Here is a 21831-nt window from a genome sequence, read left to right as displayed (position 1 = left end):
TTTTATGAAAAAGAAAATTTTAAAAATTGTTGGTATTGTCTTTTTGTTATTCGTGATAATGCTTGTTGCTGCTCCCTTTTTTCTAAAAGGTAAAATAGCTGATATTATAAAAAATAAAGTAAACAATAGTATCACGGCAACGTTCGATTTTGAAGATGCTGATTTAACATTGTTTTCATCTTTTCCAAAGGCAACTTTAACAATGAATAATATTACATTGGTTAACAAAGCTCCATTTGCAGGAGACACGCTTTTCTCTTCTAAAAAGGTTGCATTGAATATGTCTATAAAAGAATTGTTCAAAGACGCCAATGAGCCGATAGTAATTTCTAGCTTGGTGGTAGATGATGCTCTAGTGAATATTATTGTAAATGAATCTGGTGTAGCAAACTATGATATTGCTAAAGAGGATGCTAATGCTACTGAAGCTAGTGCTGAGGACACCAGTAATTTTACTTTCTCCATGCAATCTTACGCTATCAATAACTCTAGAATAGTGTATTTGGATAAAGAAGGTGGCATGCGTTTTGAACTGCTAGAAATGAATCATTCAGGGACAGGAGACTTGTCGTTAGATAAATCAGAATTAGATACCAAGACCTCAGGTTTAGTTTCTTTTGAAATGGACAGTACCAATTACTTGAATAAAAATCCAGTGAAATTAGATGCATTATTGGGAATAGATTTAACTACAAACACCTATTCATTTTTAAAGAATGAAGCCCTTGTAAATCAGTTACCATTAATATTTGATGGTTTTGTTAAGTTGAATGATGATAATCAAGAGGTGGATATTAGTTTTAAAACGCCATCATCAGATTTTAAGAACTTTTTAGCGGTGATACCTGCTGAGTATTCCAAAAATATTGAAAATGTAAAAACTACCGGAAATTTCACCCTTGCTGGTAGATTTAATGGTATTGTAGATGATTTGCATATTCCTAAATTTAAAATTGATATTAAGTCAGATAATGCCTCTTTTAAATATCCAGATTTGCCTAAATCTGTTCGTAATGTTTTTATTGATACTGAAATTACTAATGAAACCGGTATTACAGAAGATACATTTGTAGATATACGAAAATTGTCTTTTATGATAGACGAAGACAAATTCAATATGGTAGCTAATATAAAAGATCTAATGGGTAATACTAAGGTAAAGGCGCATGTAGATGGGAAAATGAATTTGGCAAATATTGCAAAGGCTTATCCAGTTCCTGCAGATTTAAATTTAGAAGGACTTTTAAGTGCTGATATAAATGCAGCATTTGATATGGCTTCTATAGAAAGTAAAAGGTATGAAAACACCAATATCAACGGTAATTTAAACTTGAAAAACTTTGTTTATAAATCCGATGAATTAAAAAGTCCGGTTAAAATAAATTCCACTTCGGTAACATTTAATCCAAAAACGGTAACCTTAAACGAGCTTAATGGTGTAACAGGTAAAACAGATTTTAATGCCTCAGGATCCATACATAATTTATTAGGATTTATGTTTAATGATGAAAATGTAGAGGGTACTTTTAACTTAAAATCCAACACTTTTGCTGTTAATGATTTTATGGTTGAAGAAACAGTTGTTGAGCCTACAAAGGCAAAAACACCAAGTACTACGACAGCATCTCAAATAAAAATACCTTCATTTTTAGATGCAACTATTAATGCGTCAGCTGCAAATGTTATTTATGATAACCTAACACTTAAAGACGTTTCTGGAACATTAATAGTTAAAGATGAAAAAGCAACGTTGCAGAATATGACATCATCTATATTCAATGGAAAATTGGCTTTTAATGGAGAGGTTTCCACAAAAGATGCCGTACCAAGTTTTGCAATGAAATTGGATATGAGCAATTTTCAGATTGCCGAGACATTTAAAGCACTTGAATTGTTTAAAGTACTTGCGCCATTGGCGAATGCATTACAGGGTCAGTTGAATTCTGATATTGCAATTTCAGGGAAATTAAACGACGATTTTACGCCTAATTTGGCGACTATTTCTGGTAGTGTTCTTGCAGAATTATTAGGTACTGAAATTAATGCGAATCAAACTAAAGTATTATCAGCTTTAAGTAGTAAACTAAACTTTTTAAATGTAGATAAACTAGATTTAAAAGGATTGAAAACAGCACTATCCTTTGAAAATGGAACTGTTAAAGTAAAGCCTTTCACAGTTAACTATCAAGATATAGCTGTAACGGTAAATGGAAATCACACTTTTGACAAAAAATTAAATTATACTGCTGTTCTTAATGTTCCGTCTAAATATTTAGGTAAAGATGTAACTAATTTAATTGCTAAGATTGATGAAAGTTCGTTGGATAATTTAACTATACCAGTAACTGCATCAATTGGAGGAGAATATACAAATCCAAGTGTTACAACAGATTTTACAACAGGAGTAAAAGATTTGACATCTAAACTTATTGAAATCGAAAAACAAAAATTAATCAATAAGGGTATGGATAAAGCTACTGATCTTATTGGTGGATTATTATCAGGAAATCAAAAGAAAAAAGATTCTACAACCGCTGCAAATGATTCTAAAAGCCAAGTAAAAGATGTTTTAGGTGGATTATTAGGCAATACCAAGAAGGATACCACAGCAACTGCGGTAAAGAAAGATACTGCAACTGCTAAAAAAGATGCTGTTAAAGATGCTGCTAAATCTGTTTTAGGTGGTTTGTTGAATAAGAAAAAGAAAACTGAAGTTAAAAACGACTCTACTAATTAATGCCTAGCGAAACATAATAACCTTCGCTACCACGGACATTAAAAACGGTATCGTCTGAAAATAATAAGTATTGGCCTTTAATCCCAGATAAGACTCCAGTAAAATTTGGTGTTTTGTCTAGATTAAGGCTTTTTACTTTTTTAGGATATTGCAGTACGGGAAATTCAAGATGCGTTTCTTTATTGCTTTCAATAAAATATGGCAAGGCTTCTTCTGGAATGTATTGCTTTAATTTATTTCGCCATTCTATAAGGTCTTTGTCTTCAATTTCATTTTTTAGCATTGTTCTCCAGTTGGTTTTGTCGCCAACATGGTCTTTAAGTGCAACTTCGGTAATGCCTGCTAAATATCGGTTGGGTACTTCTACAATTTCTATAGCTTCATGTGCGCCTTGATCTATCCATCGAGTGGGAACCTGCGATTTTCTGGTAACACCAACTTTAATATTACTTGAATTGGCTAAATAAACTATGTGCGGCTGTAGTTGTACTTTCTTTTCGTAAGCCAAATCTCTATCCTCTTTGTCTAGATGGGCGGTGCTTAATTCAGGCCTCATTATCCAATCTCCGGCCGAAGGGATTTCAAAAAAGCATTTTCTGCAAAATCCTTGACGGTAAATAGGATTGTCTTGGCCGCAATTTAGGCATTGGTATTTTATAAAATTTATGGTCACTCTTTTGTTCAAAATCTGATTTACATTCAAAAAATCGTTTTCGAAAATCATGTAATATTGAATAGGACTTCCAAACTCTGTTTGCATCTTCTGTAAAACACCTTCGTATTGCATAAAAAATTCTCTGTAAATTATGATTTGAACACTTTAAAGTTAAAAACGATTTCTTAAATTGTTCTGCTAATTAATAAAAAACAATTAAAAGAAATTCACCAAGCCTAAAGATACCTAAAAATGCCTATACCACTATTTAATTCTATAGCTTCTTGGTTGCTGAAAAAGCGCTATCACCAGATAGAACTTTTTTTGAAGTACCCTGAGGAGGTGCAAGAAGAAGTTTTAATGCAATTATTGGCAATTGCAAAAGATACTGAGATAGGAAGAAATTATGAATTTGAATCTATATTAAGTTATGAAACCTTTGCTAATAGAGTTCCAATAACTTCATATGAGGAGATAGAACCAGATATTGAACGCACCAGACGCGGCGAACAAAATATTTTTTGGCCTACCAGTATAAAATGGTTCGCCAAAAGTAGTGGTACTACGAATGCGAAAAGCAAATTTATTCCGGTTAGTACAGAGGCTTTAGAAGATTGCCACTATAAATCAGGTAAAGATTTGCTCTGCTTGTATTTAAATAATAATGAGAATTCTCAATTGTTTACAGGTAAAAGTTTACGTCTAGGAGGTAGTAAAGAGTTGTATGAAGATAATGGAACCTTTTTTGGAGACTTATCAGCTATTTTGATTGATAATATGCCATTTTGGGCAGAGTTAAGTAGTACACCTAGCAATAAGGTTTCATTAATGAGTGAGTGGGAATCTAAACTAAAAGCTATTATTAAAGAAAGTACGCAAGAGAATGTAACCAGTCTTGCAGGGGTGCCATCATGGATGCTTGTTTTATTAAATAATGTAATTGAAGAAACCGGTAAGGACCATTTATTTCAAGTATGGGAGAATCTTGAAGTTTATTTTCATGGAGGTGTAAATTTTAATCCCTACAAAGCGCAGTATAAAAATCTACTGCCACGTAAAAATTTTAATTACTACGAAATTTACAATGCATCGGAAGGATTTTTTGCTATTCAAGATAGAAACAATTCTGATGAACTTTTGCTGATGTTGGATTACGGCATTTTTTACGAATTTATTCCTATGGATACATACAATACAGAAGAACAAAAGGTTGTTCCATTATGGGGTGTTGAGAAAAATAAAAATTACGCAATAATTATAACTACTAATGCGGGCTTATGGCGTTATAAAATTGGAGATACGGTTCGTTTTACATCTATCAGTCCATATCGCATAAAAGTAACGGGTAGAACCAAACATCATATTAATGTTTTTGGAGAGGAATTAATCATTGAAAATGCTGAAGAAGCATTGCGAAGTATCTGTTTAAAAACATCATCGGAAATAAAGGATTATACGGCAGCTCCTATTTTTATGTCTGGCAAAGAAAAAGGGGGGCATGAATGGATTATAGAATTTAGAAAACCACCTGAGGAGATTGATTATTTTACTGAATTTTTGGATAACGCATTAAAATCTTTGAATTCTGATTATGAAGCAAAGCGCTATAATAACATTACACTAAAGATGCCAAAGGTTCATATAGCTAGAGAAAATTTGTTTTACGATTGGTTAAAATCTAAAGATAAATTGGGAGGGCAGCATAAAATACCGAGATTGTCTAATAAGAGGGACTACATCGATGAATTACTTCGAATGAACAAATAAAGACCAATAAAATAGGTTTTTAGCCGTTAAAGAATAACATTTAGATATAATTTAACCTAACCAGACAAAAATTTATTTTATTATGGCCGAAAGATTAGTAGTAATTTCTGATATGTGGGGAACCAAAAAAGGACTTTGGATTACTTCTTACTTAGGGTATTTACAGCAACATTACGACATTGTTTTTTATGATTGTCAAGAGCTTGCAAACATTAATCTTACAATAGAAACAGAAGAAAATTTACATAAAGAGTTTGTAAATGGTGGTATTGATACTGCCGCTGCACATCTTTTAAAAAGAGAAAGTAAGCCTAGTCATTATTTAGCATTTAGTACTGGTGGAACAGTTGCGTATAAAGCAGCCTTAATGGGTTTGCCGATAAAATCGCTTTACGCAATTTCGCCTACTAGAATTCGTTTGGAAAACAGTAAGCCTAATTGTTCAATTAAACTATTGTTTGGTTCTAATGATGAATTTAGGCCAAGTAAGGAATGGGAAGAGAAAATAGGCTTGCCTATGACCTTGGCAAATGGATTTGGGCATGAATTGTATTCCGATGAAAAAATAATAAAGGAAGTTTGTCAAGATTTATTAGCTGAAGTAACCAAAAAAGAATATCAAGAGTAGTATTTAGAAAAAACTAGATATAAAAAATCCTGCAAGACAATACGTCTGCAGGATTTTTTAGTTTAATGTAATGTCAGTTTATGAAACTGCTTTTAATTTTTTTATTGTATCAAAAGACAATTTTTTCTCCGCGTAAGACTTGCTTACTTTTAATTCTTTCTCATCAGAACTAGGTAATGCAAACATAGCATCGGTGAATATTGCTTCGCATAATGAACGTAAACCTCTTGCGCCTAACTTGTACTCAATTGCTTTGTCTACTATATAATCTAAAGCGTCTTCAGTTATGGTTAAAGTAACATCATCCATTTTAAACAGTTTTTCATACTGTTTAATAATAGCATTCTTAGGCTCAGTTAATATGGCTCTAAGTGTTTTCTTATCTAGAGGATTCATATGAGTTAGTACTGGTAGTCTTCCAATTATTTCTGGAATTAGTCCAAACTCTTTTAAATCTTTAGGGATAATGTATTGTAAAATATTTGTTTCATCCGGTCTGTCTTCGGCCTTAGAACTACTGTAACCAATTGATTGCATGTTTAGACGCTTGTTTATAGCGCGTTCAATTCCGTCAAAGGCACCTCCGGCAATAAAAAGAATATTTTCTGTATTTACTTCAATAAACTTTTGATCTGGATGCTTACGTCCACCTTTTGGCGGAACATTTACAACGGTACCTTCAAGTAATTTAAGCAAACCTTGTTGCACACCTTCTCCAGAAACGTCTCTTGTTATTGAAGGGTTATCGCTTTTGCGAGCAATTTTATCTATCTCATCAATAAAAACAATTCCTCGTTCTGCTTTTTCAAGATTATAATCTGCTGCCTGTAATAGTCTTGTTAAAATACTTTCTACATCTTCACCAACATAACCTGCTTCGGTCAAAACTGTAGCATCAACTATAGCCAATGGCACATTTAACATTCTGGCAATAGTTTTAGCCATTAATGTTTTACCAGTACCGGTTTGGCCAACCATAATGATATTGCTTTTCTGTATTTCTACATCGTCTTCTTTTGAAGAAGGCTGCAATAATCGCTTATAGTGATTGTAAACCGCAACAGACATTACTTTTTTAGTGCGCTCTTGCCCAATAATAAAAGTGTCTAAAAATTCTTTTATTTCAAGCGGCTTTTTTAATGTTAACTCAGATGATAAATCATCGTTTTTAGACTGCTTTGATTCTTCCGCAACAATGCCATGTGCCTGCTCAATACAACGATCACAAATATGTGCATCTAATCCCGCTATAAGGAGATTAGTTTCAGGCTTTTTCCTTCCACAAAATGAGCATTCTAAACTTTCCTTTGCCATAATCTTTATCACATTAGTAAACTTAAAACGAAAAAAACTATCGTTTTAGTTTACTCTTTATAACTTTCTACTTTTAATAATTGTTTGTTTAGTCGAGATTATTTTTTATCTCTTACTAAAATCTCATCAATCATTCCGTATTTTAACGCTTCGTCTGCTTTCATCCAGTAATCTCTATCACTATCTTCATTTACCTTGTCGATAGTTTGCCCTGAGTGCAAAGCAATTATTTCGTATAATTCGTCTTTAAGCTTTAGTATTTCTCTAGCAGTAATTTCTATATCACTCGCTTGTCCTTGAGCGCCTCCCATAGGTTGGTGTATCATTACACGAGAATGGCTAAGTCCACTACGCTTACCTTTTTCTCCAGCACACAATAATACCGCACCCATAGATGCAGCCATACCGGTGCAAATGGTTGCAACATCTGGATTTATATACTGCATAGTATCATAAATGCCTAATCCTGCATAAACACTCCCTCCAGGAGAGTTAATGTATAATTGTACGTCTTTAGTGTTGTCTGTACTTTGTAAAAACAATAATTGTGCTTGTACAATGTTAGCTACCTGATCATTAATTCCAGTACCTAAAAAGATAATTCTATCCATCATTAATCTGGAGAAGACATCGAACACGGCTATGTTCATTTGTCGCTCTTCAATAATGTTAGGCGTCATGTTAGTTGGGTACATGCTTCCTAGAATTTTGTCGTAATAAGTGCTGCTGATACCTTGATCTTTTATAGCGTAATTCTTGAATTCTTTTCCGTAATCCATAGATTTTTTGATATGATTTTAAATAAAAAAAAGGTGTTGAAAGCTTGCTTTCAACACCGTAAAGATACTTATTTTATCTTTGCAAAACTACCCATAAACTTCCTTGACAAAGTTTTCGTAGGTAACTTCTTTAGATTTTAAATTAGCTTTTTCCTTATAAAGGTTTAATAGTTTTTGACTCATTAATTGTTCTGATAAACGCTTAACTTCATCTTGATTAGATAAAACCCTTGCTGCAATGTTATCTAGTTCTTCTTCTGCTGGATTTAATTGACCAAATTGAGCCATTTGCGATTTAATAAATCCTTTAGAGAATTCTTTTAATTCGTCGAATTGTACCTGTAATTTGTTTTCTTGTATGATCTTACCTTCAATTAATTGGTAGCGTAAACCTTTTTCAGATTTTTCGTATTCTGCAGCCGCTTCTTCATCAGAAAGTACTTTCTCACCAGTTAATTGGATCCATTTTTTTAAGAATCCTGTTGGTAAATCAAATTTTGTGTTTTCAATAAAATTTTCAGTAACATCATTTAAAAGCTTTTGATCAGATTGTTGTGCAAATTGTTGCTCAGAATCTTCCTTTATTTTTGCTTTTAATTCTTCGGTTGATTTTATAACATCTTTACCAAAAAGTTTATCGAATAACTCTTGATCTAATTTGGCAGGTTCTCTTTCGTTAATTTCTTCAATTGTAAAAGTTACATCTGCTTTTAAATCTTCTGCTTTCTCGGCAGAAATCCCTAATGTAGAGGCTAGCTCTTGAGTTTCTTTAAATAAGTCTTTAGTGTTTAAAGTAACAGTCTCGCCTACCTTTTTACCCGTAAGTGCGTCAATTGCTTTTTTGCCTTTTAATGCGCTAATTTCAATAGTTGCTTTGTTTTCTATTTCTTCAGCTTCATTTTTGAAAACACCAACAACTTCATCTTTTTTGCTAATTTCAGATTTGTTTACAAGTTTTCCGTATTGTTTTTGAATACGTTCTACTTGCTCATTAATCATTTTATCATCAGCAACTATTTTGTAATGTGTAATTGCTTTTTTAGACTTTAATTCTACCTCAAAGCTTGGTGCAAGGCCTAATTCGAATTCAAAATCAAAATTTTCTGAATCCCAATTAAAATTATCACGTTGCTTAGGTAGAGGATTGCCTAAAACATCTAATTTCTCCTCGGTAAGGTATTTGTTTAGATTGTCTTGTAGTAATTTGTTTACTTCATCAACCAATACGGCTTTTCCATATTGCTTTTTAATCAATCCCATTGGAACTTGTCCTTTTCTAAATCCAGGAATATTGGCTTGTTTCCTGTAATCTTTTAAAATAGTTTCAACTTTGTCTTGATAATCGTCTTTTGTAACGGCAACCTTTACAACAGCATTTAATTCGTCAATCTGTTCTTTAGTGATATTCATCTCTATATCTAATTTTACATCAATAAAATGGGATGCAAAAGTACTACATTTTGTGAATTGCTACAAGTTTTTAAACTGCTGAATTTCAAATAATAACTTAGTCTTTTTTATTGTCTTTCAATAAAGAGAAGAATATAGATTGAAGAAAAGATAAACATAAACTAAATAATAGCGCCCACCATATTCCATCTACACTAAATCCGTCGATTAATTTGTCGGCAATTAATATAATGATTGCATTAATGATTAGTAAGAATAAACCTAAGGTTAAAATAGTTACTGGGAGTGTAAGAATTACTAAAATTGGTTTTACAATTAAATTTAATAAGCTCAGAACAATTGCAACAATAACGGCGGTATAGTAGGTGTCTACTGATACGTGAGGCAATATTTTTGATAGCACTATAACAGCAATAGCACTTAGTAAAATTCTTAAGATAAAATTCATAATACAAATATTTTAGGGAATGAATAGTACGGTTAGTTACACTTTAAAGTTAGTAATAAATTTCAATTTTTTATTAGCATTTAGAATAAATGCTAAAGTCTATATTATTTAAGGCTGATTGAATATAAAGATTGAGTAATTTTTATAGACTATGAAATCATAAAATTATAAGAAAGCTCATAAAATTGCTTTGGATTTTCGGCATGTAACCAGTGGCCAGCTTTTTCAACTACTTCAATAATTGCGTTTGGAAAATGTTGCTTAATTAAAGGATAATCATCAATGGCAATATATTCTGATTTATCTCCTCGTAAAAATAGCGTAGGACCTGCATATGAAGCCGTTGTGCTTATATTTTCACCAACTTCTTCCATTTTATCTGTTAAAACATCAAGGTTAAATCTAAAATCAAGTTTGCCTTTTTCTTTCCAATAAAGATTTTTTAATAAAAATTGCCTTGTGCCAAAATCTTTAATGTACTTGCTTAATTGTTCGTCTGCTTTTGTTCTAGAAGATAACTCCGAAACATTTATTTTGTTTAGTGCATTAATAATAGGTTGATGATGCGGCGGATAGTATTTAGGCGCAATATCTGCAATAAGTAACTTCTCAACTTTTTCTGGATAGGTGCAAGCAAATTGCATGGCGGTTTTCCCACCCATAGAATGACCTAGTATTATGGCTTTTTCTATGTTGTGATGGGTCATGTAATACTTTAAATCTTCAATCAGTAAGTCGTAATTAAACTCATTAGACTGAAAACTTTTACCATGATTTCTTTGGTCTAGTAAATGGACTTCAAACCCGTTTTCGGAATATTGATTGCCAAGGGTTTTCCAGTTATCAGACATACCTAAAAAGCCATGTAAAATTAGTAATGGTTTTCCTGTTCCAAAAATTTGAGAATGTAAGAGTTGCATTAGTTTAATTTATTCAAGTACATGTTAATTACATTTTCTAGTCCAAAATATAACGATTCGCAGATTAATGCATGTCCTATAGAAACTTCAAGTAAATTAGGCACATTGTCTTTAAAGAATTTTATATTATCAAGGCTTAAATCATGTCCGGCGTTAATGCCAAGACCTACTTTTGTAGCGGTTTTTGCAGCTTCTGTAAATAGTTTTACTGCATTATATTTTTCTATTTCCGATTTGGCATGTGCAAAACTATGCGCATAACTTTCAGTATATAGTTCTATTCTGTCGGTGCCAATTTTAGCGGCATTTTCAATAATCTCCGAACTTGGGTCGACAAATATGGACGTTCTTATGCCATTTTGTTTAAAAGTGGATACTACATCTTTTAAAAAGTCGAAATTTTTTATTGTATCCCACCCGGCATTAGAAGTAATAGCATCTACTGCATCTGGAACTAAAGTTACTTGGGTAGGTTTTACTTCTAGAACAAGATCAATAAACTTTTTATTAGGGTTGCCTTCAATATTATATTCTGTTTTTACGATACTTTTTAGTGCGCGCGCATCGTTATATCTAATATGTCGCTCATCTGGTCTTGGGTGAATTGTGATGCCTTGGGCGCCAAATTCCTCAATATCGCTGGCAACAGTTAAAAGGTTAGGCATGTTGCCGCCTCTTGCATTACGAAGCGTAGCAATTTTATTGATGTTAACACTTAATTTTGTCATTCCTTTGTATCTGTTTTAAAAGCAAAAATACGAATAAGGCATGCTTTTTGCCATATTTAATTAGTAATTTGCACAATATTATTAAGAATGAATATACAATCTCACATAGTAAGCTCTACACCAGTTTTTAAATTGGAAGATTCAGTGAAGGATGTGGTTAAGTTTTTTAAAAACTCCACATTTTCACATGTTGCCATTACCGAAAATGATATTTTTTTGGGGGTTGCAGCTGAGAATGATATGGCTGTTTTGGAAACCGTAAATAGTTTTGATGATCATAGGTATAGTCTAGAAGCTTTTTTTGTAACCAAAGAAACATCTTGGTTAGATGTTTTAGAGGCTTTTGCACGTAACGAAGCAAATATAATTCCAGTTTTAGACGAAAACTCTCAGGTTTTAGGATATTACAATTTAAATGATATTGTTGGTGAATTTATAGAGACGCCTTTTTTTACCGAACCTGGCGGGATCTTAGTTGTGGCAAAAGGCATTAAAGATTATTCGTTCAGTGAGATAGCTCAAATTGTAGAAGGGAACAACACCAAATTAATAGGCGCATTTATATCAGAACTTAGAAATGATATTGTGCAAATTACACTTAAAATGGGGTCTTCAAATTTAAATGAGGTTATCCAAACTTTTAGACGATATAATTATAGTATTATATTTGGTCATACAGATGACCAATTTTTAGAAGATTTAAAACAGCGTTCAGACTATTTAGATAAATACTTAAACGTTTAAAAGTTATGAAAGTCGCTGTTTATGGTCAAACCTACTCTGATAATGCTTTTGATTATGTTGTGGAGCTGTTAGATGAATTAAATAAATCAACCGCTGAGATATTCTTTGAAGAGGATTTTTATACCATGCTGCTTAAAACAGGTGTCCTAGGTGCGTATCCAATATTCAATATGGTTAAAGGTTTAGATAATTCTTTTGATATGTTTATTAGTTTTGGTGGTGATGGTACTATACTTAGAGCCATAACTTATGTAAAAAATTTAAACATTCCAGTAGTTGGTGTAAACACAGGGAGACTCGGATTTTTGTCTACTTTCAAAAAAGAAGATGTGCGTAAGGTGGTGCAAGAATTTGTTTCTGGGGCCTATACTATAGTCGAACGCAGTCTTGTTGAGGTGTCGTCTTCACCACAACTGCCAGAATTTGAAAATTTAAATTTTGCATTAAACGAAGTTACTGTTAGTAGAAAGGATACTACATCAATGATAACCGTAGAGACGTATTTAAATAATGAATATTTAACGTCATATTGGGCAGACGGTTTAATTGTAGCCACGCCAACGGGTTCAACAGGTTATTCTTTAAGCTGTGGAGGCCCTGTCATTGCTCCAACGGCAAAATCATTGATTTTAACTCCAATTGCACCTCATAATTTAAATGCAAGACCTTTAGTAATTGCAGATGATACTGTAATAAGGTTAAAAGTATCGGGAAGAGAGGAAAACCACCTGGTATCCTTAGATTCAAGAATTGCTACGGTAGAGAATGGTCGCGAAATAATTATTAAAAAGTCGTCTTTCACTATTAAAATGATAGAATACACTTCAGAGAGTTTTCTAAAAACTTTGCGTAATAAATTATTGTGGGGAGAAGATAAGCGTAATTGATGGTGTGGCAAACAATAAAAAGAACTAAAAGTTGTTTATCAAATAGAGAACATCAATATAAGAATTCAGTTTTATAAACTGTTCAAATTGTTATATTTGCAAACTTTTACAATACATGAGGACATTTTTTGCGTTACTAATTGTCTTTTCATTTTATAGCATGAAAGGACAAACATACGAAGTTGGTGTAATGGCTGGCGGCGTAAATAATATTGGGGATGTCGGGAGATCAAATTACATTGCGCCTTCTGGTTTTGGTGCAGGTGGAATTTTTAAATGGAATATAAGTCAACGTTATGCTTGGCGTGCTAGTGTTTTGTATGGTGAATTTACTGCCGATGATACAAAATCTAACATGACCTCAAGGCAGCAACGTGCATATGTTGTAGATAATAATGTTTTGGAGTTTTCGGCGGGTTTAGAATTTAATTTTGTAGAATATAATTTACATCGATTAGGCCCGGCATTTACGCCGTACTTATATACAGGAATAACCTATTTTAGGTACGATTATAATTATATTGATGCTAACATGGTGATTAATTATGATAATCAACGAGATGGTGCATTTGCAATTCCCATGACAGTAGGGTTTAAATATAGATTAAATCAGTTCTTTATATTAGGGGCGGAAGTTGGGGCAAGATATACGTTTACAGATAATCTTGATTTTAGTTATCCAGATGATCCTAATTTAGAGCCTTTAAATGTTGAATTTGGTAATATTTTTAGCAACGATTGGTATGTTTTTTCTGGTATTACATTAACCTATACCTTTAGAAGAAACCCATGTGCCGATTGTTATAAATAATTTATGAATACTATAGAATCACTTGATAAAACAAAATTACCCACACACCTAGCTATAATAATGGATGGTAATGGTAGGTGGGCAAAACAACACGGGAAAATGCGCGTTTTTGGACACGAAAACGGTGTTAAAACAGTAAGAGACACTGTAGAATCTTGTGTTAAAATCGGCATTTCATACCTTACCTTGTATACTTTTTCTACTGAAAATTGGAAAAGGCCTAAATTTGAAATAGATACCTTAATGCGTTTATTAGTCTCTTCTTTGAAAAAAGAGCTCGTTACCTTTATGGATAATAATATTCGCTTAAACACTATAGGAAATATTGCTTCATTACCTAAAAAAGCAAATAAAGAATTACTAGAAGTTATTGAAAAAACTAGTAAAAATACGGGAATGACATTAACGCTTGCCCTAAGTTACGGGGCAAGAGAAGAAATTAAAATTGCAGTGCAGGAGATTAGTATCAAAGTTAAAAATAATATAATTTCCGCAGAAAATATTGATGAAACCATTATTAATAACCATCTTTACACGCACGATTTACCCGATGTAGACTTGCTTATACGTACAAGCGGAGAACATAGGATAAGTAATTTTTTACTTTGGCAAATTGCATATGCTGAACTATATTTTACTCATATCTTATGGCCCGATTTTACCGAGCAGCATTTGGTTGAAGCAATTTTAAATTACCAAAATAGAGAACGAAGATTTGGAAAAACTAGCGAACAACTTATCTAGAGGTGCAAACAATAACACCTCTCATCAATTAGCTTTCACTTTAATTTTATTTTTAACTACCTTTTTCGTTTCTGCACAGGATACGAATTATGAAGAGGGTAAAAAATATATCTTAGCCGGACTGGAAGTTACGGGATTGCAAAGTTATAATGAGCAAACCGTTAAAACCTATACAGGTTTAAGAGATGGGCAGCAAATTACGGTTCCAGGTGATGAAATTAGTGCCATAATTAATAAGTTATGGAATTTAGAACTGTTTAGTGATATATCATTTTTCGTTACAAAAATAGAAGGGGATAATATTTATCTAGAACTAAATATTTTAGAAAGACCTACATTAACCAATGTTACGGTTTATGGAGTTAAAAAAGGTAAAATAGACGAAATATTAAAAGATACCGACCTTAAAAAAGGTAAAAAAATAACTGAAAACCTTATTGCAAATACAAAGAATTATCTTCAAAACAAGTATAAGAAAAAAGGTTTCTTAAACACTAAGGTCACTATAGTTACAGCTAAAGATACTTCAGAAACCAATGCACAAAGCATGGTTGTGAATATTAAAAAAGGGACTAAAGTAAAAATTGGTCATATTAATTTTGAGGGTAATGAAAAATTATCAGACAATAAATTAAAAAAATCACTTAAAAAGACCAAGGAAAAATCACTAAAGAATATTTTAAAGCTTAAGCGATCTAAATATATTCCTGAGGATTACGAGGCAGATTTGGTAAAGTTGGTTGAAAATTATGCTGCAAAGGGGTACAGAGATGCTCGTGTTATTTCTGATACGATTACTAAAAATGGAGAAGATCTTATAGATATTACTATTAAGGTAGAAGAGGGTAATAAATACTATTTTGGCGAAATAGATTTTGTTGGAAATACGGTGTATTCAGACCGAGTATTAAGTCAAGTTTTAGGGATTAAAAAAGGCGATACGTATAATGGAGTATTATTAAAAGAGCGAATTGCCGATAATACGAAGCCTGATCCAAATGATTTAAGTAGTTTGTATCAGAATAATGGTTACATGTTTTCTAGTATTAATCCTGTAGAAATGTCTGCGGCAAATGATACGATAAACTTTGAAATTAGAATAATAGAAGGTAAAGAAACTTTCTTAGATCACGTAACTGTTGATGGGAATGATAAAACGAATGACCATGTAATTTTTAGAGAATTAAGAACAAGACCAGGACAAAAGTATAATAAGGCAGATATTATACGTAGTATTCGTGAACTAGGAGCTTTAGGCTTTTTTGATGCCGAGAACGTAAAGCCAGATGTTTTAAATCCAGATCCTAACGCTGGAACTGTAGACTTAAATTATAGTTTAGTGGAGTCTGGTTCTAGCCAGATAGAACTACAAGGTGGTTACGGTGGTGGAGGTTTCATTGGAACTTTAGGATTGTCTTTCAGCAATTTTTCTATTCAAAACTTATTTAAGGGAGAAGCGTATAAACCTGTTCCAATGGGAGATGGGCAAACTTTTGCATTGCGTTTACAAGCTAGTCAGACGTTTAGAGTATATAGTTTAAATTTCTCTGAACCATGGTTAGGGGGTAGAAAACCTGTAAGTTTTAGCACATCATTGTCAAGAACTAAACAATTTTCGTATGATTTTAATGCAACTGGTGCTGATCGTTTTAGACCAGATAAAGACAGGAGTTTTACTATAACAGGTATAACATTAGGCTTAGCGAAGCGTGTGCAATGGCCAGACGATTTCTTTACTATATCGCATTCCGTAGGTTATCAATTGTACCAGTTTAATAATTATGATTTAGGACTTTTTAATTTTGGTGACGGTAATTCCAATTCATTAACATATACACTAGGTATTTCTCGCAGGTCTTCAGGACCTAACCCAATTTACCCGACCTCAGGTTCTAATTTTGAAGTGCGTGCAAAATTCACCCCACCATGGTCCTTATTTAACGGTCTTGATTATGATCAGTTAAATGCAGATCTAGCAACAGCTATAGATAATGGGGATCAATCGGAAATAGAACGTGTAGATCAAGAACGTTTTAAATGGTTAGAGTATTATAAAGTAAATTTTAAAGGAGATTGGTATACGACACTTGCGGGTAATGTAGGTAGTAAATCTTTGGTATTGAGAACTAATGCAGAGTTTGGTTTTCTAGGAAATTATAATAGCAATGCTGGTTTGGTGCCTTTTGAGCGTTTTTATGTTGGAGGTGATGGTATGGGGAATTTTACCCTTGATGGTCGTGAAAACATACAATTAAGAGGTTATGAAAACCAATCTATTACACCTTATGTAGTGGATCCAGTAAGTCAAAGATTGGAGCAAGCTGGGGGTGTAATTTATAATAAATTTTCAATGGAACTTAGGTATCCATTAACTTTAAAGCCATCTGCATCCATATATGGACTAGCTTTTGCCGAAGGCGGGAATGCCTTCGACAATTTTAAATCATTTAATCCGTTTGAAATAAAGAGATCAGTAGGTGCTGGTTTACGTATTTTTATGCCTGCGTTTGGTTTATTGGGTATTGACTTTGGTTACGGATTTGATAGTGATGCAAATCCTGGCTCTGTTGGCCCTAGTGGTTGGCAAACACATTTTATTATTGGGCAACAATTTTAATATATTAAAACACGTATTACCTTCATCTTAATTAAAAATTAATATTAATTAGATAGTAATACGTGTTTTTGCATAGAAAGAAATTAGTGTTTTTTAAAGTAAACTTTAACATTCCGCTCTCTTTCTTAAAATATTTATTTATTTTGGCACGATATTTTCTATAGTAGTAAATGTAATCGAAATGAAAACAAAAGTTCTTTTATTTATTAGCGCACTGCTTTTATCAATTTATGGTTATTCTCAACAACGAGGAGTTAGAATTGCTTATGTTGATATGGAGTATATTTTAGAAAATGTTGAAGAGTATAGAGAGGCAAATGAACAGCTTGATGCTAAAGTCCAAAAATGGAAATTGGAAATAGAACAAGAGAAAAGTGCTATCGATCAAATGAAAAAAGATTTAATGGCCGAGAAAGTATTACTTACAAATGAATTAATCCAGGAGCGTGAAGAAGAAATAAAGTTGCTAGAAAAAGAAATGTTCGATTATCAGCAGAATAGATTTGGTCCAAACGGAGATTTGTTTTTGTCAAAACAAAGACTAATTCAGCCTATACAAGATCAAGTTTTTAATGAAGTGCAAAAAATAGGTCAGAGTAAAAACTATGATTTAATTTTTGATAAATCAGCAGATGTCGTAATGTTGTATGCTGAAAAAAGATTGGATATTAGTGAATTGGTTTTAAAAGCTATTTCTAGAACAAGAAAAGTTAGTGCAGCCAAAGAACGAGTAGATAAAAGAAATGCCATTGATGATTTTGAAGATGAGCCAGTTGAAAAAGAAATGACTGAGGCTTTAAAAGAAAGAAAGGATCAAGCGCAAGAAGCACAAGAAGCAAGAGATAAGTTGGCTGCAGAGAAAAGAGAAGAGCAGTTAAAACTAAGAGAAGAGCGTAAAAAGGCATATGATGCAAGACGCAAAAAACTTTTAGAAGAGCGTGAAGCAAAACAAAAAGCAACACAAGAAGATAAAAAAAGCGATAATTAATAATAAAAATTTTAAACTCGAATACCCATTAAGGGATAAACCATTAAATTAACACTCAAAAAGTAATTAAAAAATCATGAAACACTTAAAAGGAATAGTAGTAGCAGTAGTATTATTTGTAGCGGCTACAAGTTTTGTAAATGCACAAAATAAAATGGCACATATTAATGTAACAGAATTAATGTCTGCAATGCCAGAAATGAAATCTGCTGAGGCAGAACTTAAAAAGCTAGAAGAGACTTATGGTGCAGATATAAAAAGTTCTATGACCGAACTGCAAAATAAGTACAAGCAATACGAAAGTGAAGCTCCTAGCAAATCTGATGAAGAAAATCAGAAGAGAAGTATTGAATTACAAGAAGCACAAAAAAATATTCAAGGTGCTCAACAAAAGGCTAGTCAGGAACTACAAAATAAGCAAATAGCTTTATTAGGTCCTATCTCAGATAAAGCTAAAGCAGCCATCGAGAAAGTAGCTGCAGCGCAAGGTATCAACTATGTATTAGATTCATCACAAGGTAGTGGTGTAATCGTTGCAAAAGGAACAGACATTCTTCCTTTAGTTAAAAAGGAATTAGGGTTCTAATTCAAACAAAATAATAAAACATTGAATAGCCCATTTTTTAATGGGCTATTTTTTTTGTACGATACTTTGAGGAGACCAAGCATTATTTAAATTTTAATGTAACTTTAAGCTTAATTTTTAATGGTCACATGAGTACAAAGCCTATTGGAGTTTTTGATTCTGGAGTTGGAGGCACTTCTATTTGGAAAGAAATACACAAACTGCTTCCGTTTGAAAATTCAATATATTTAGCGGATAGTAAAAATGCTCCTTATGGTGAAAAAAGTGCTGACGAAATCTTAGCCTTAAGTATTAAAAACACCGAATTTCTATTAAAACAAAATTGTAAATTAATTGTGGTAGCCTGCAATACAGCAACAACAAATGCTATAGCGTATTTAAGAAATAACTATGATGTGCCTTTTATTGGTATTGAGCCTGCAATTAAGCCCGCAGCATTAAATTCAAAATCCAAGACAATTGGTGTTTTGGCAACAAAAGGGACCTTGTCAAGTGCATTATTCAATAGCACTTCTAAAAGCTATTCTGAGGGGATCCTAATAATTGAGCAGGATGGCGAAGGATTAGTGCCACTTATAGAGGCTGGGCAAGTGCATAGTAAAAACACCAAAGATTTATTGCTCAAATATTTAAACCCAATGATTAATAAAGGCATGGATCATTTAGTTTTAGGCTGTACTCATTATCCTTATTTAATACCTGTAATAAAAGATATTGTGCCAAGTAATGTGCAGATTATTGACTCCGGAGAAGCTGTTGCGAGGCAAACAAAAAATATTCTAGAGAAACTAAATATTGCAGCTCCTGTCCAAGTTTCTAAACATCAATTTTACAGCAATACCAATAGTAAATCATTAAAAGATTTTTTATTAGATTATGATGTAACTGTTGATTATTTAGACTTTTAATTCATAAGTGAGATAGGTAAAATCATATGTGTGCTTTTCATCCTTAGAATGGTAAATTTCATTAATTAATTTCCATTTAGTGGTGTCGATTTCAGGAAAAAAGGCATCGGCATGAAGGCTAGTATGAACCCTTGTGAGTTCTATTTTAGTAGCAAATTTTAATGCTAAAGCATAAATTTCTCCACCACCAATAATAAATTGTGTGTCACTATAATTTTCAGCAAGTTCCAAAGCATCTTCTAGGCTGTGAACAACAAAACATTCATCATAAAGAACCTTGTAGTTTTTGTCTCTTGTAATTATTATATGAGTTCTATTCGGTAAAGGTTTTGGAAAGCTTTCAAACGTTTTTCTGCCCATAATAATAGGAAAGCCAGTGGTAAGCGATTTAAAACGTTTAAAATCATCTGGTAGATGCCAAAGCAAGTCGTTATCCTTACCTAATGCATTGTTCTCTGCTGCGGCAGCTATTAAAATTATGTTGCTCAATCTTCTTTTTTTTTATTGATTTGAGAAAGTGGAAAATCGGTCTCAATTTCTTTTTGTAGTTCGGCTATTTTTTGTTTTTGCTTGTGCACGAGTTTTTCTCTTTGTGCTCTTTCCCAATCTTTACCCAGAAATTTTTGAGTAAAAAATACATTAATTACATGCATCACAAACAAGAAAGACCAAAAAGTGATAGCCCAAATAAACCAATCATAAGTTTCACCATATTTAAGAATCTTATTTATAAGCACAAGAAATACACTCCCAACTAAGAATATTACAAAATGCGTATATAAACGTTTCTTTTGTTTTATACGAAAATGCGCGTATTCTAACTGTTCGTGCTGCTCTAAATTTATTTCAGATTCTTTTTTTGCTTTGAAAAACATGTCAATATGTATCTTTACAACAAAGATAATATATTACTGTTTTAACCTGTATCCAATGCAAAAGATAATTAAAGAGTTTCCGATTTTAGATCAAAATATTTATGCAAATACTGCAGCTTATGGAATTATGTATGACGGCTTATTGGATTGGCGACAAGAACATGACTTGGATTATTTAATAGGAGGTAGTGAATTCAAAATTAAGGGACTTAAATTAGTACATCAAATTAGAGAAACAGTTGCTGGGTTTTTTAATTGTAAAACAAATAACGTAGCGCTAGTTCAGAACTTTTCTCTTGGTCTAAATATGCTGGTTGACGGACTTGATTCTAAACAAAAGGTCTTGTTAATACATGAAGATTACCCATCATTAAATTGGCCTTTTGAGAAAAGGGGTTTTGATGTTACCTATATTCATATGATGGCAAATGTTGAAGAATTAATTTTTAAAACTATTAAAGAAAATGACATTGATGTTTTGGCAATTAGTATTGTGCAATGGCTTAACGGTGTAAAAATAGATTTGGAGTTTTTGAAAAAACTCAAAAAAGAGTTTCCAAACTTGCTAATTATAGCCGATGGTACTCAATATTTGGGCACAGAAGAATTTAATTTTGAAGATTCAGCTATTGATGTTTTAGGGGCGAGTGGTTATAAATGGTTGTTAGCAGGTAGTGGTAATGGTTTTTTATTGTTTAAAGATGCAATAAAAAGTAGATTTAGATTAAAAACTACAGGGTTTAATTCCGCTAATGGTGATTTTGATAAGCAAAACAATTTCGATTTTATATATCATTTCGAACCAGGACATTTAGATACGCTAAGTTTTGGTAGTTTAAAATGCTCATTAGATTTTCTTAAGAGCATTGGAATGGATCAAATAACATTAGTGAACAAAGAATTAAGAACAATTGCCTTGAGGGAATTTTCTAAATTGAATTTGTTAGACGAAGTTGTTACAAGTAGACCTGATCATGGTAATATATTTACGATAAAAGGAGGGCAAAAGTTGTTTGATGAACTTGCTAATAATGATATCATTTGTTCACAAAGAGGAGGAGGAATAAGATTGAGTTTTCATTTTTATAATACGACCAAAAACATTGCAAAGGTTGTTGATGTCATAAAAAAAATGAAATAACGGTTCAGAAAATTCAAAAAATTTAGCTATTAAATTGAGAAAACACATTTTTTGTAAATTGTATTTTACCGAATTCACAAATCGACGTTAACTAATTGGAAATCAATTATTTTATAACTTGCTTTGTACTGAATTTAAAACACA

21 protein-coding genes are annotated in these 21831 nt (G+C 32.4%); 12 read left to right on the top strand and 9 right to left on the bottom strand.

Annotation, left to right across the window (positions count from 1 at the left end; translation table 11 throughout):
* Window positions 1-4 precede the first annotated feature (4 nt).
* Window positions 5-2737 (top strand): AsmA family protein, encoded by a 2733-nt coding sequence (locus B8963_RS01265; RefSeq protein ID WP_084059500.1) that lies wholly within the window; start codon window positions 5-7, stop codon window positions 2735-2737.
* Here B8963_RS01265 and B8963_RS01260 read toward each other — a convergent pair.
* Entirely contained in the window at window positions 2730-3524 is a 795-nt protein-coding gene (locus B8963_RS01260; protein ID WP_084059497.1) for a DUF2797 domain-containing protein, read from the bottom strand. The two genes, B8963_RS01265 and B8963_RS01260, sit on opposite strands and share 8 nt — an antisense overlap.
* 120 nt (window positions 3525-3644) lie before the next feature.
* Between B8963_RS01260 and B8963_RS01255 the strand changes: the two genes are divergently transcribed.
* Window positions 3645-5159, top strand: coding sequence for a GH3 auxin-responsive promoter family protein (locus B8963_RS01255; RefSeq protein WP_084059494.1), 1515 nt, complete (start codon window positions 3645-3647; stop codon window positions 5157-5159).
* A gap of 82 nt (window positions 5160-5241) precedes the next feature.
* A complete protein-coding gene (locus B8963_RS01250) occupies window positions 5242-5787 on the top strand; it encodes a hypothetical protein (protein ID WP_084059493.1) in 546 nt (181 codons plus the stop codon).
* Between the two features lie 78 nt (window positions 5788-5865).
* Here B8963_RS01250 and clpX read toward each other — a convergent pair whose 3' ends face one another.
* The 6 genes from clpX to B8963_RS01220 all read right to left on the bottom strand — a co-directional run bounded on the left by clpX (window position 5866) and on the right by B8963_RS01220 (window position 11386).
* Window positions 5866-7101 (bottom strand): ATP-dependent Clp protease ATP-binding subunit ClpX, encoded by a 1236-nt coding sequence (clpX, locus tag B8963_RS01245; protein ID WP_084059492.1) that lies wholly within the window; start codon window positions 7099-7101, stop codon window positions 5866-5868.
* 98 nt (window positions 7102-7199) lie between these two features.
* Window positions 7200-7880 (bottom strand): ATP-dependent Clp endopeptidase proteolytic subunit ClpP, encoded by a 681-nt coding sequence (gene clpP, locus B8963_RS01240; protein ID WP_084059491.1) that lies wholly within the window; start codon window positions 7878-7880, stop codon window positions 7200-7202.
* An 87-nt stretch (window positions 7881-7967) separates the two neighbouring features.
* Entirely contained in the window at window positions 7968-9290 is a 1323-nt protein-coding gene (tig, locus tag B8963_RS01235) for a trigger factor (RefSeq protein WP_084059490.1), read from the bottom strand.
* A gap of 97 nt (window positions 9291-9387) precedes the next feature.
* Window positions 9388-9738 (bottom strand): phage holin family protein, encoded by a 351-nt coding sequence (locus B8963_RS01230; RefSeq protein WP_084059489.1) that lies wholly within the window; start codon window positions 9736-9738, stop codon window positions 9388-9390.
* Between the two features lie 149 nt (window positions 9739-9887).
* Window positions 9888-10658: an alpha/beta fold hydrolase gene (locus B8963_RS01225; RefSeq protein ID WP_084059488.1), complete on the bottom strand. Its 771-nt coding sequence runs from the start codon at window positions 10656-10658 to the stop codon at window positions 9888-9890.
* Window positions 10658-11386, bottom strand: a complete 729-nt coding sequence (locus B8963_RS01220) for a pyridoxine 5'-phosphate synthase (protein WP_084059487.1) — start codon at window positions 11384-11386, stop codon at window positions 10658-10660. Before B8963_RS01220 ends, B8963_RS01225 begins: the two co-directional genes overlap by 1 nt.
* Before the next feature lie 87 nt (window positions 11387-11473).
* On the opposite strand from B8963_RS01220, the gene B8963_RS01215 reads away from it, so the two are divergent.
* From B8963_RS01215 to murI, 8 genes are all read left to right on the top strand, one after another.
* Window positions 11474-12130 (top strand): CBS domain-containing protein, encoded by a 657-nt coding sequence (locus B8963_RS01215; protein ID WP_084059486.1) that lies wholly within the window; start codon window positions 11474-11476, stop codon window positions 12128-12130.
* 5 nt (window positions 12131-12135) lie between these two features.
* Window positions 12136-13017: an NAD kinase gene (locus tag B8963_RS01210; protein WP_084059485.1), complete on the top strand. Its 882-nt coding sequence runs from the start codon at window positions 12136-12138 to the stop codon at window positions 13015-13017.
* Window positions 13018-13132: 115 nt separating this feature from the next.
* Window positions 13133-13828, top strand: a complete 696-nt coding sequence (gene porG / locus B8963_RS01205) for a type IX secretion system protein PorG (RefSeq protein WP_084059484.1) — start codon at window positions 13133-13135, stop codon at window positions 13826-13828.
* Window positions 13829-13831: 3 nt separating this feature from the next.
* On the top strand, window positions 13832-14572 hold the full coding sequence (locus B8963_RS01200) for an isoprenyl transferase (protein ID WP_084059483.1): 741 nt from the start codon (window positions 13832-13834) through the stop codon (window positions 14570-14572).
* Window positions 14544-17189, top strand: a complete 2646-nt coding sequence (bamA, locus tag B8963_RS01195; RefSeq protein ID WP_084059482.1) for an outer membrane protein assembly factor BamA — start codon at window positions 14544-14546, stop codon at window positions 17187-17189. The genes B8963_RS01200 and bamA overlap by 29 nt, the downstream gene beginning before the upstream one ends.
* A 181-nt stretch (window positions 17190-17370) precedes the next feature.
* Window positions 17371-18177, top strand: coding sequence for an OmpH/Skp family outer membrane protein (locus B8963_RS01190; protein ID WP_084059481.1), 807 nt, complete (start codon window positions 17371-17373; stop codon window positions 18175-18177).
* Between the two features lie 76 nt (window positions 18178-18253).
* Window positions 18254-18763, top strand: coding sequence for an OmpH/Skp family outer membrane protein (locus tag B8963_RS01185; protein ID WP_084059480.1), 510 nt, complete (start codon window positions 18254-18256; stop codon window positions 18761-18763).
* 128 nt (window positions 18764-18891) lie between these two features.
* Entirely contained in the window at window positions 18892-19671 is a 780-nt protein-coding gene (gene murI / locus B8963_RS01180; RefSeq protein ID WP_084059479.1) for a glutamate racemase, read from the top strand.
* Here the strand turns inward: murI and B8963_RS01175 are convergent.
* Together B8963_RS01175 and B8963_RS01170 are read right to left on the bottom strand one after the other, a co-directional pair.
* Window positions 19660-20160, bottom strand: a complete 501-nt coding sequence (locus B8963_RS01175; RefSeq protein WP_084059478.1) for a dihydrofolate reductase — start codon at window positions 20158-20160, stop codon at window positions 19660-19662. The genes murI and B8963_RS01175 overlap by 12 nt on opposite strands.
* The gene (locus B8963_RS01170; protein WP_084059477.1) at window positions 20157-20546 is read right to left on the bottom strand and encodes a 2TM domain-containing protein; all 390 of its coding nucleotides are present in this window, start codon (window positions 20544-20546) and stop codon (window positions 20157-20159) included. The genes B8963_RS01175 and B8963_RS01170 overlap by 4 nt, the downstream gene beginning before the upstream one ends.
* Window positions 20547-20601: 55 nt before the next feature.
* On the opposite strand from B8963_RS01170, the gene B8963_RS01165 reads away from it, so the two are divergent.
* Window positions 20602-21687, top strand: coding sequence for an aminotransferase class V-fold PLP-dependent enzyme (locus B8963_RS01165; protein WP_084059476.1), 1086 nt, complete (start codon window positions 20602-20604; stop codon window positions 21685-21687).
* Window positions 21688-21831 lie beyond the last annotated feature (144 nt).

The organism is Cellulophaga tyrosinoxydans (assembly GCF_900176415.1).
GTDB classification, from domain to species: Bacteria; Bacteroidota; Bacteroidia; order Flavobacteriales; family Flavobacteriaceae; genus Cellulophaga; species Cellulophaga tyrosinoxydans.
The sequence above is the reverse complement of the archived record's forward strand: the minus strand, read 5'-3'. Positions and strand labels throughout refer to the sequence as shown.

Coding starts and splice junctions, on each gene's coding strand:
- B8963_RS01250 (WP_084059493.1), top strand. CDS start 5,242: ATGGCCGAAAGATTAGTAGTAATTTCTGATATGTGGGGAACCAAAAAA.
- B8963_RS01225 (WP_084059488.1), bottom strand. CDS start 10,658: ATGCAACTCTTACATTCTCAAATTTTTGGAACAGGAAAACCATTACTA.
- B8963_RS01215 (WP_084059486.1), top strand. CDS start 11,474: ATGAATATACAATCTCACATAGTAAGCTCTACACCAGTTTTTAAATTG.
- B8963_RS01260 (WP_084059497.1), bottom strand. CDS start 3,524: ATGCAATACGAAGGTGTTTTACAGAAGATGCAAACAGAGTTTGGAAGT.
- B8963_RS01170 (WP_084059477.1), bottom strand. CDS start 20,546: ATGTTTTTCAAAGCAAAAAAAGAATCTGAAATAAATTTAGAGCAGCAC.
- B8963_RS01265 (WP_084059500.1), top strand. CDS start 5: ATGAAAAAGAAAATTTTAAAAATTGTTGGTATTGTCTTTTTGTTATTC.
- B8963_RS01165 (WP_084059476.1), top strand. CDS start 20,602: ATGCAAAAGATAATTAAAGAGTTTCCGATTTTAGATCAAAATATTTAT.
- B8963_RS01210 (WP_084059485.1), top strand. CDS start 12,136: ATGAAAGTCGCTGTTTATGGTCAAACCTACTCTGATAATGCTTTTGAT.
- B8963_RS01190 (WP_084059481.1), top strand. CDS start 17,371: ATGAAAACAAAAGTTCTTTTATTTATTAGCGCACTGCTTTTATCAATT.
- B8963_RS01185 (WP_084059480.1), top strand. CDS start 18,254: ATGAAACACTTAAAAGGAATAGTAGTAGCAGTAGTATTATTTGTAGCG.
- murI (WP_084059479.1), top strand. CDS start 18,892: ATGAGTACAAAGCCTATTGGAGTTTTTGATTCTGGAGTTGGAGGCACT.
- B8963_RS01220 (WP_084059487.1), bottom strand. CDS start 11,386: ATGACAAAATTAAGTGTTAACATCAATAAAATTGCTACGCTTCGTAAT.
- B8963_RS01200 (WP_084059483.1), top strand. CDS start 13,832: ATGAATACTATAGAATCACTTGATAAAACAAAATTACCCACACACCTA.
- clpP (WP_084059491.1), bottom strand. CDS start 7,880: ATGGATTACGGAAAAGAATTCAAGAATTACGCTATAAAAGATCAAGGT.
- B8963_RS01255 (WP_084059494.1), top strand. CDS start 3,645: ATGCCTATACCACTATTTAATTCTATAGCTTCTTGGTTGCTGAAAAAG.
- clpX (WP_084059492.1), bottom strand. CDS start 7,101: ATGGCAAAGGAAAGTTTAGAATGCTCATTTTGTGGAAGGAAAAAGCCT.
- porG (WP_084059484.1), top strand. CDS start 13,133: ATGAGGACATTTTTTGCGTTACTAATTGTCTTTTCATTTTATAGCATG.
- tig (WP_084059490.1), bottom strand. CDS start 9,290: ATGAATATCACTAAAGAACAGATTGACGAATTAAATGCTGTTGTAAAG.
- B8963_RS01230 (WP_084059489.1), bottom strand. CDS start 9,738: ATGAATTTTATCTTAAGAATTTTACTAAGTGCTATTGCTGTTATAGTG.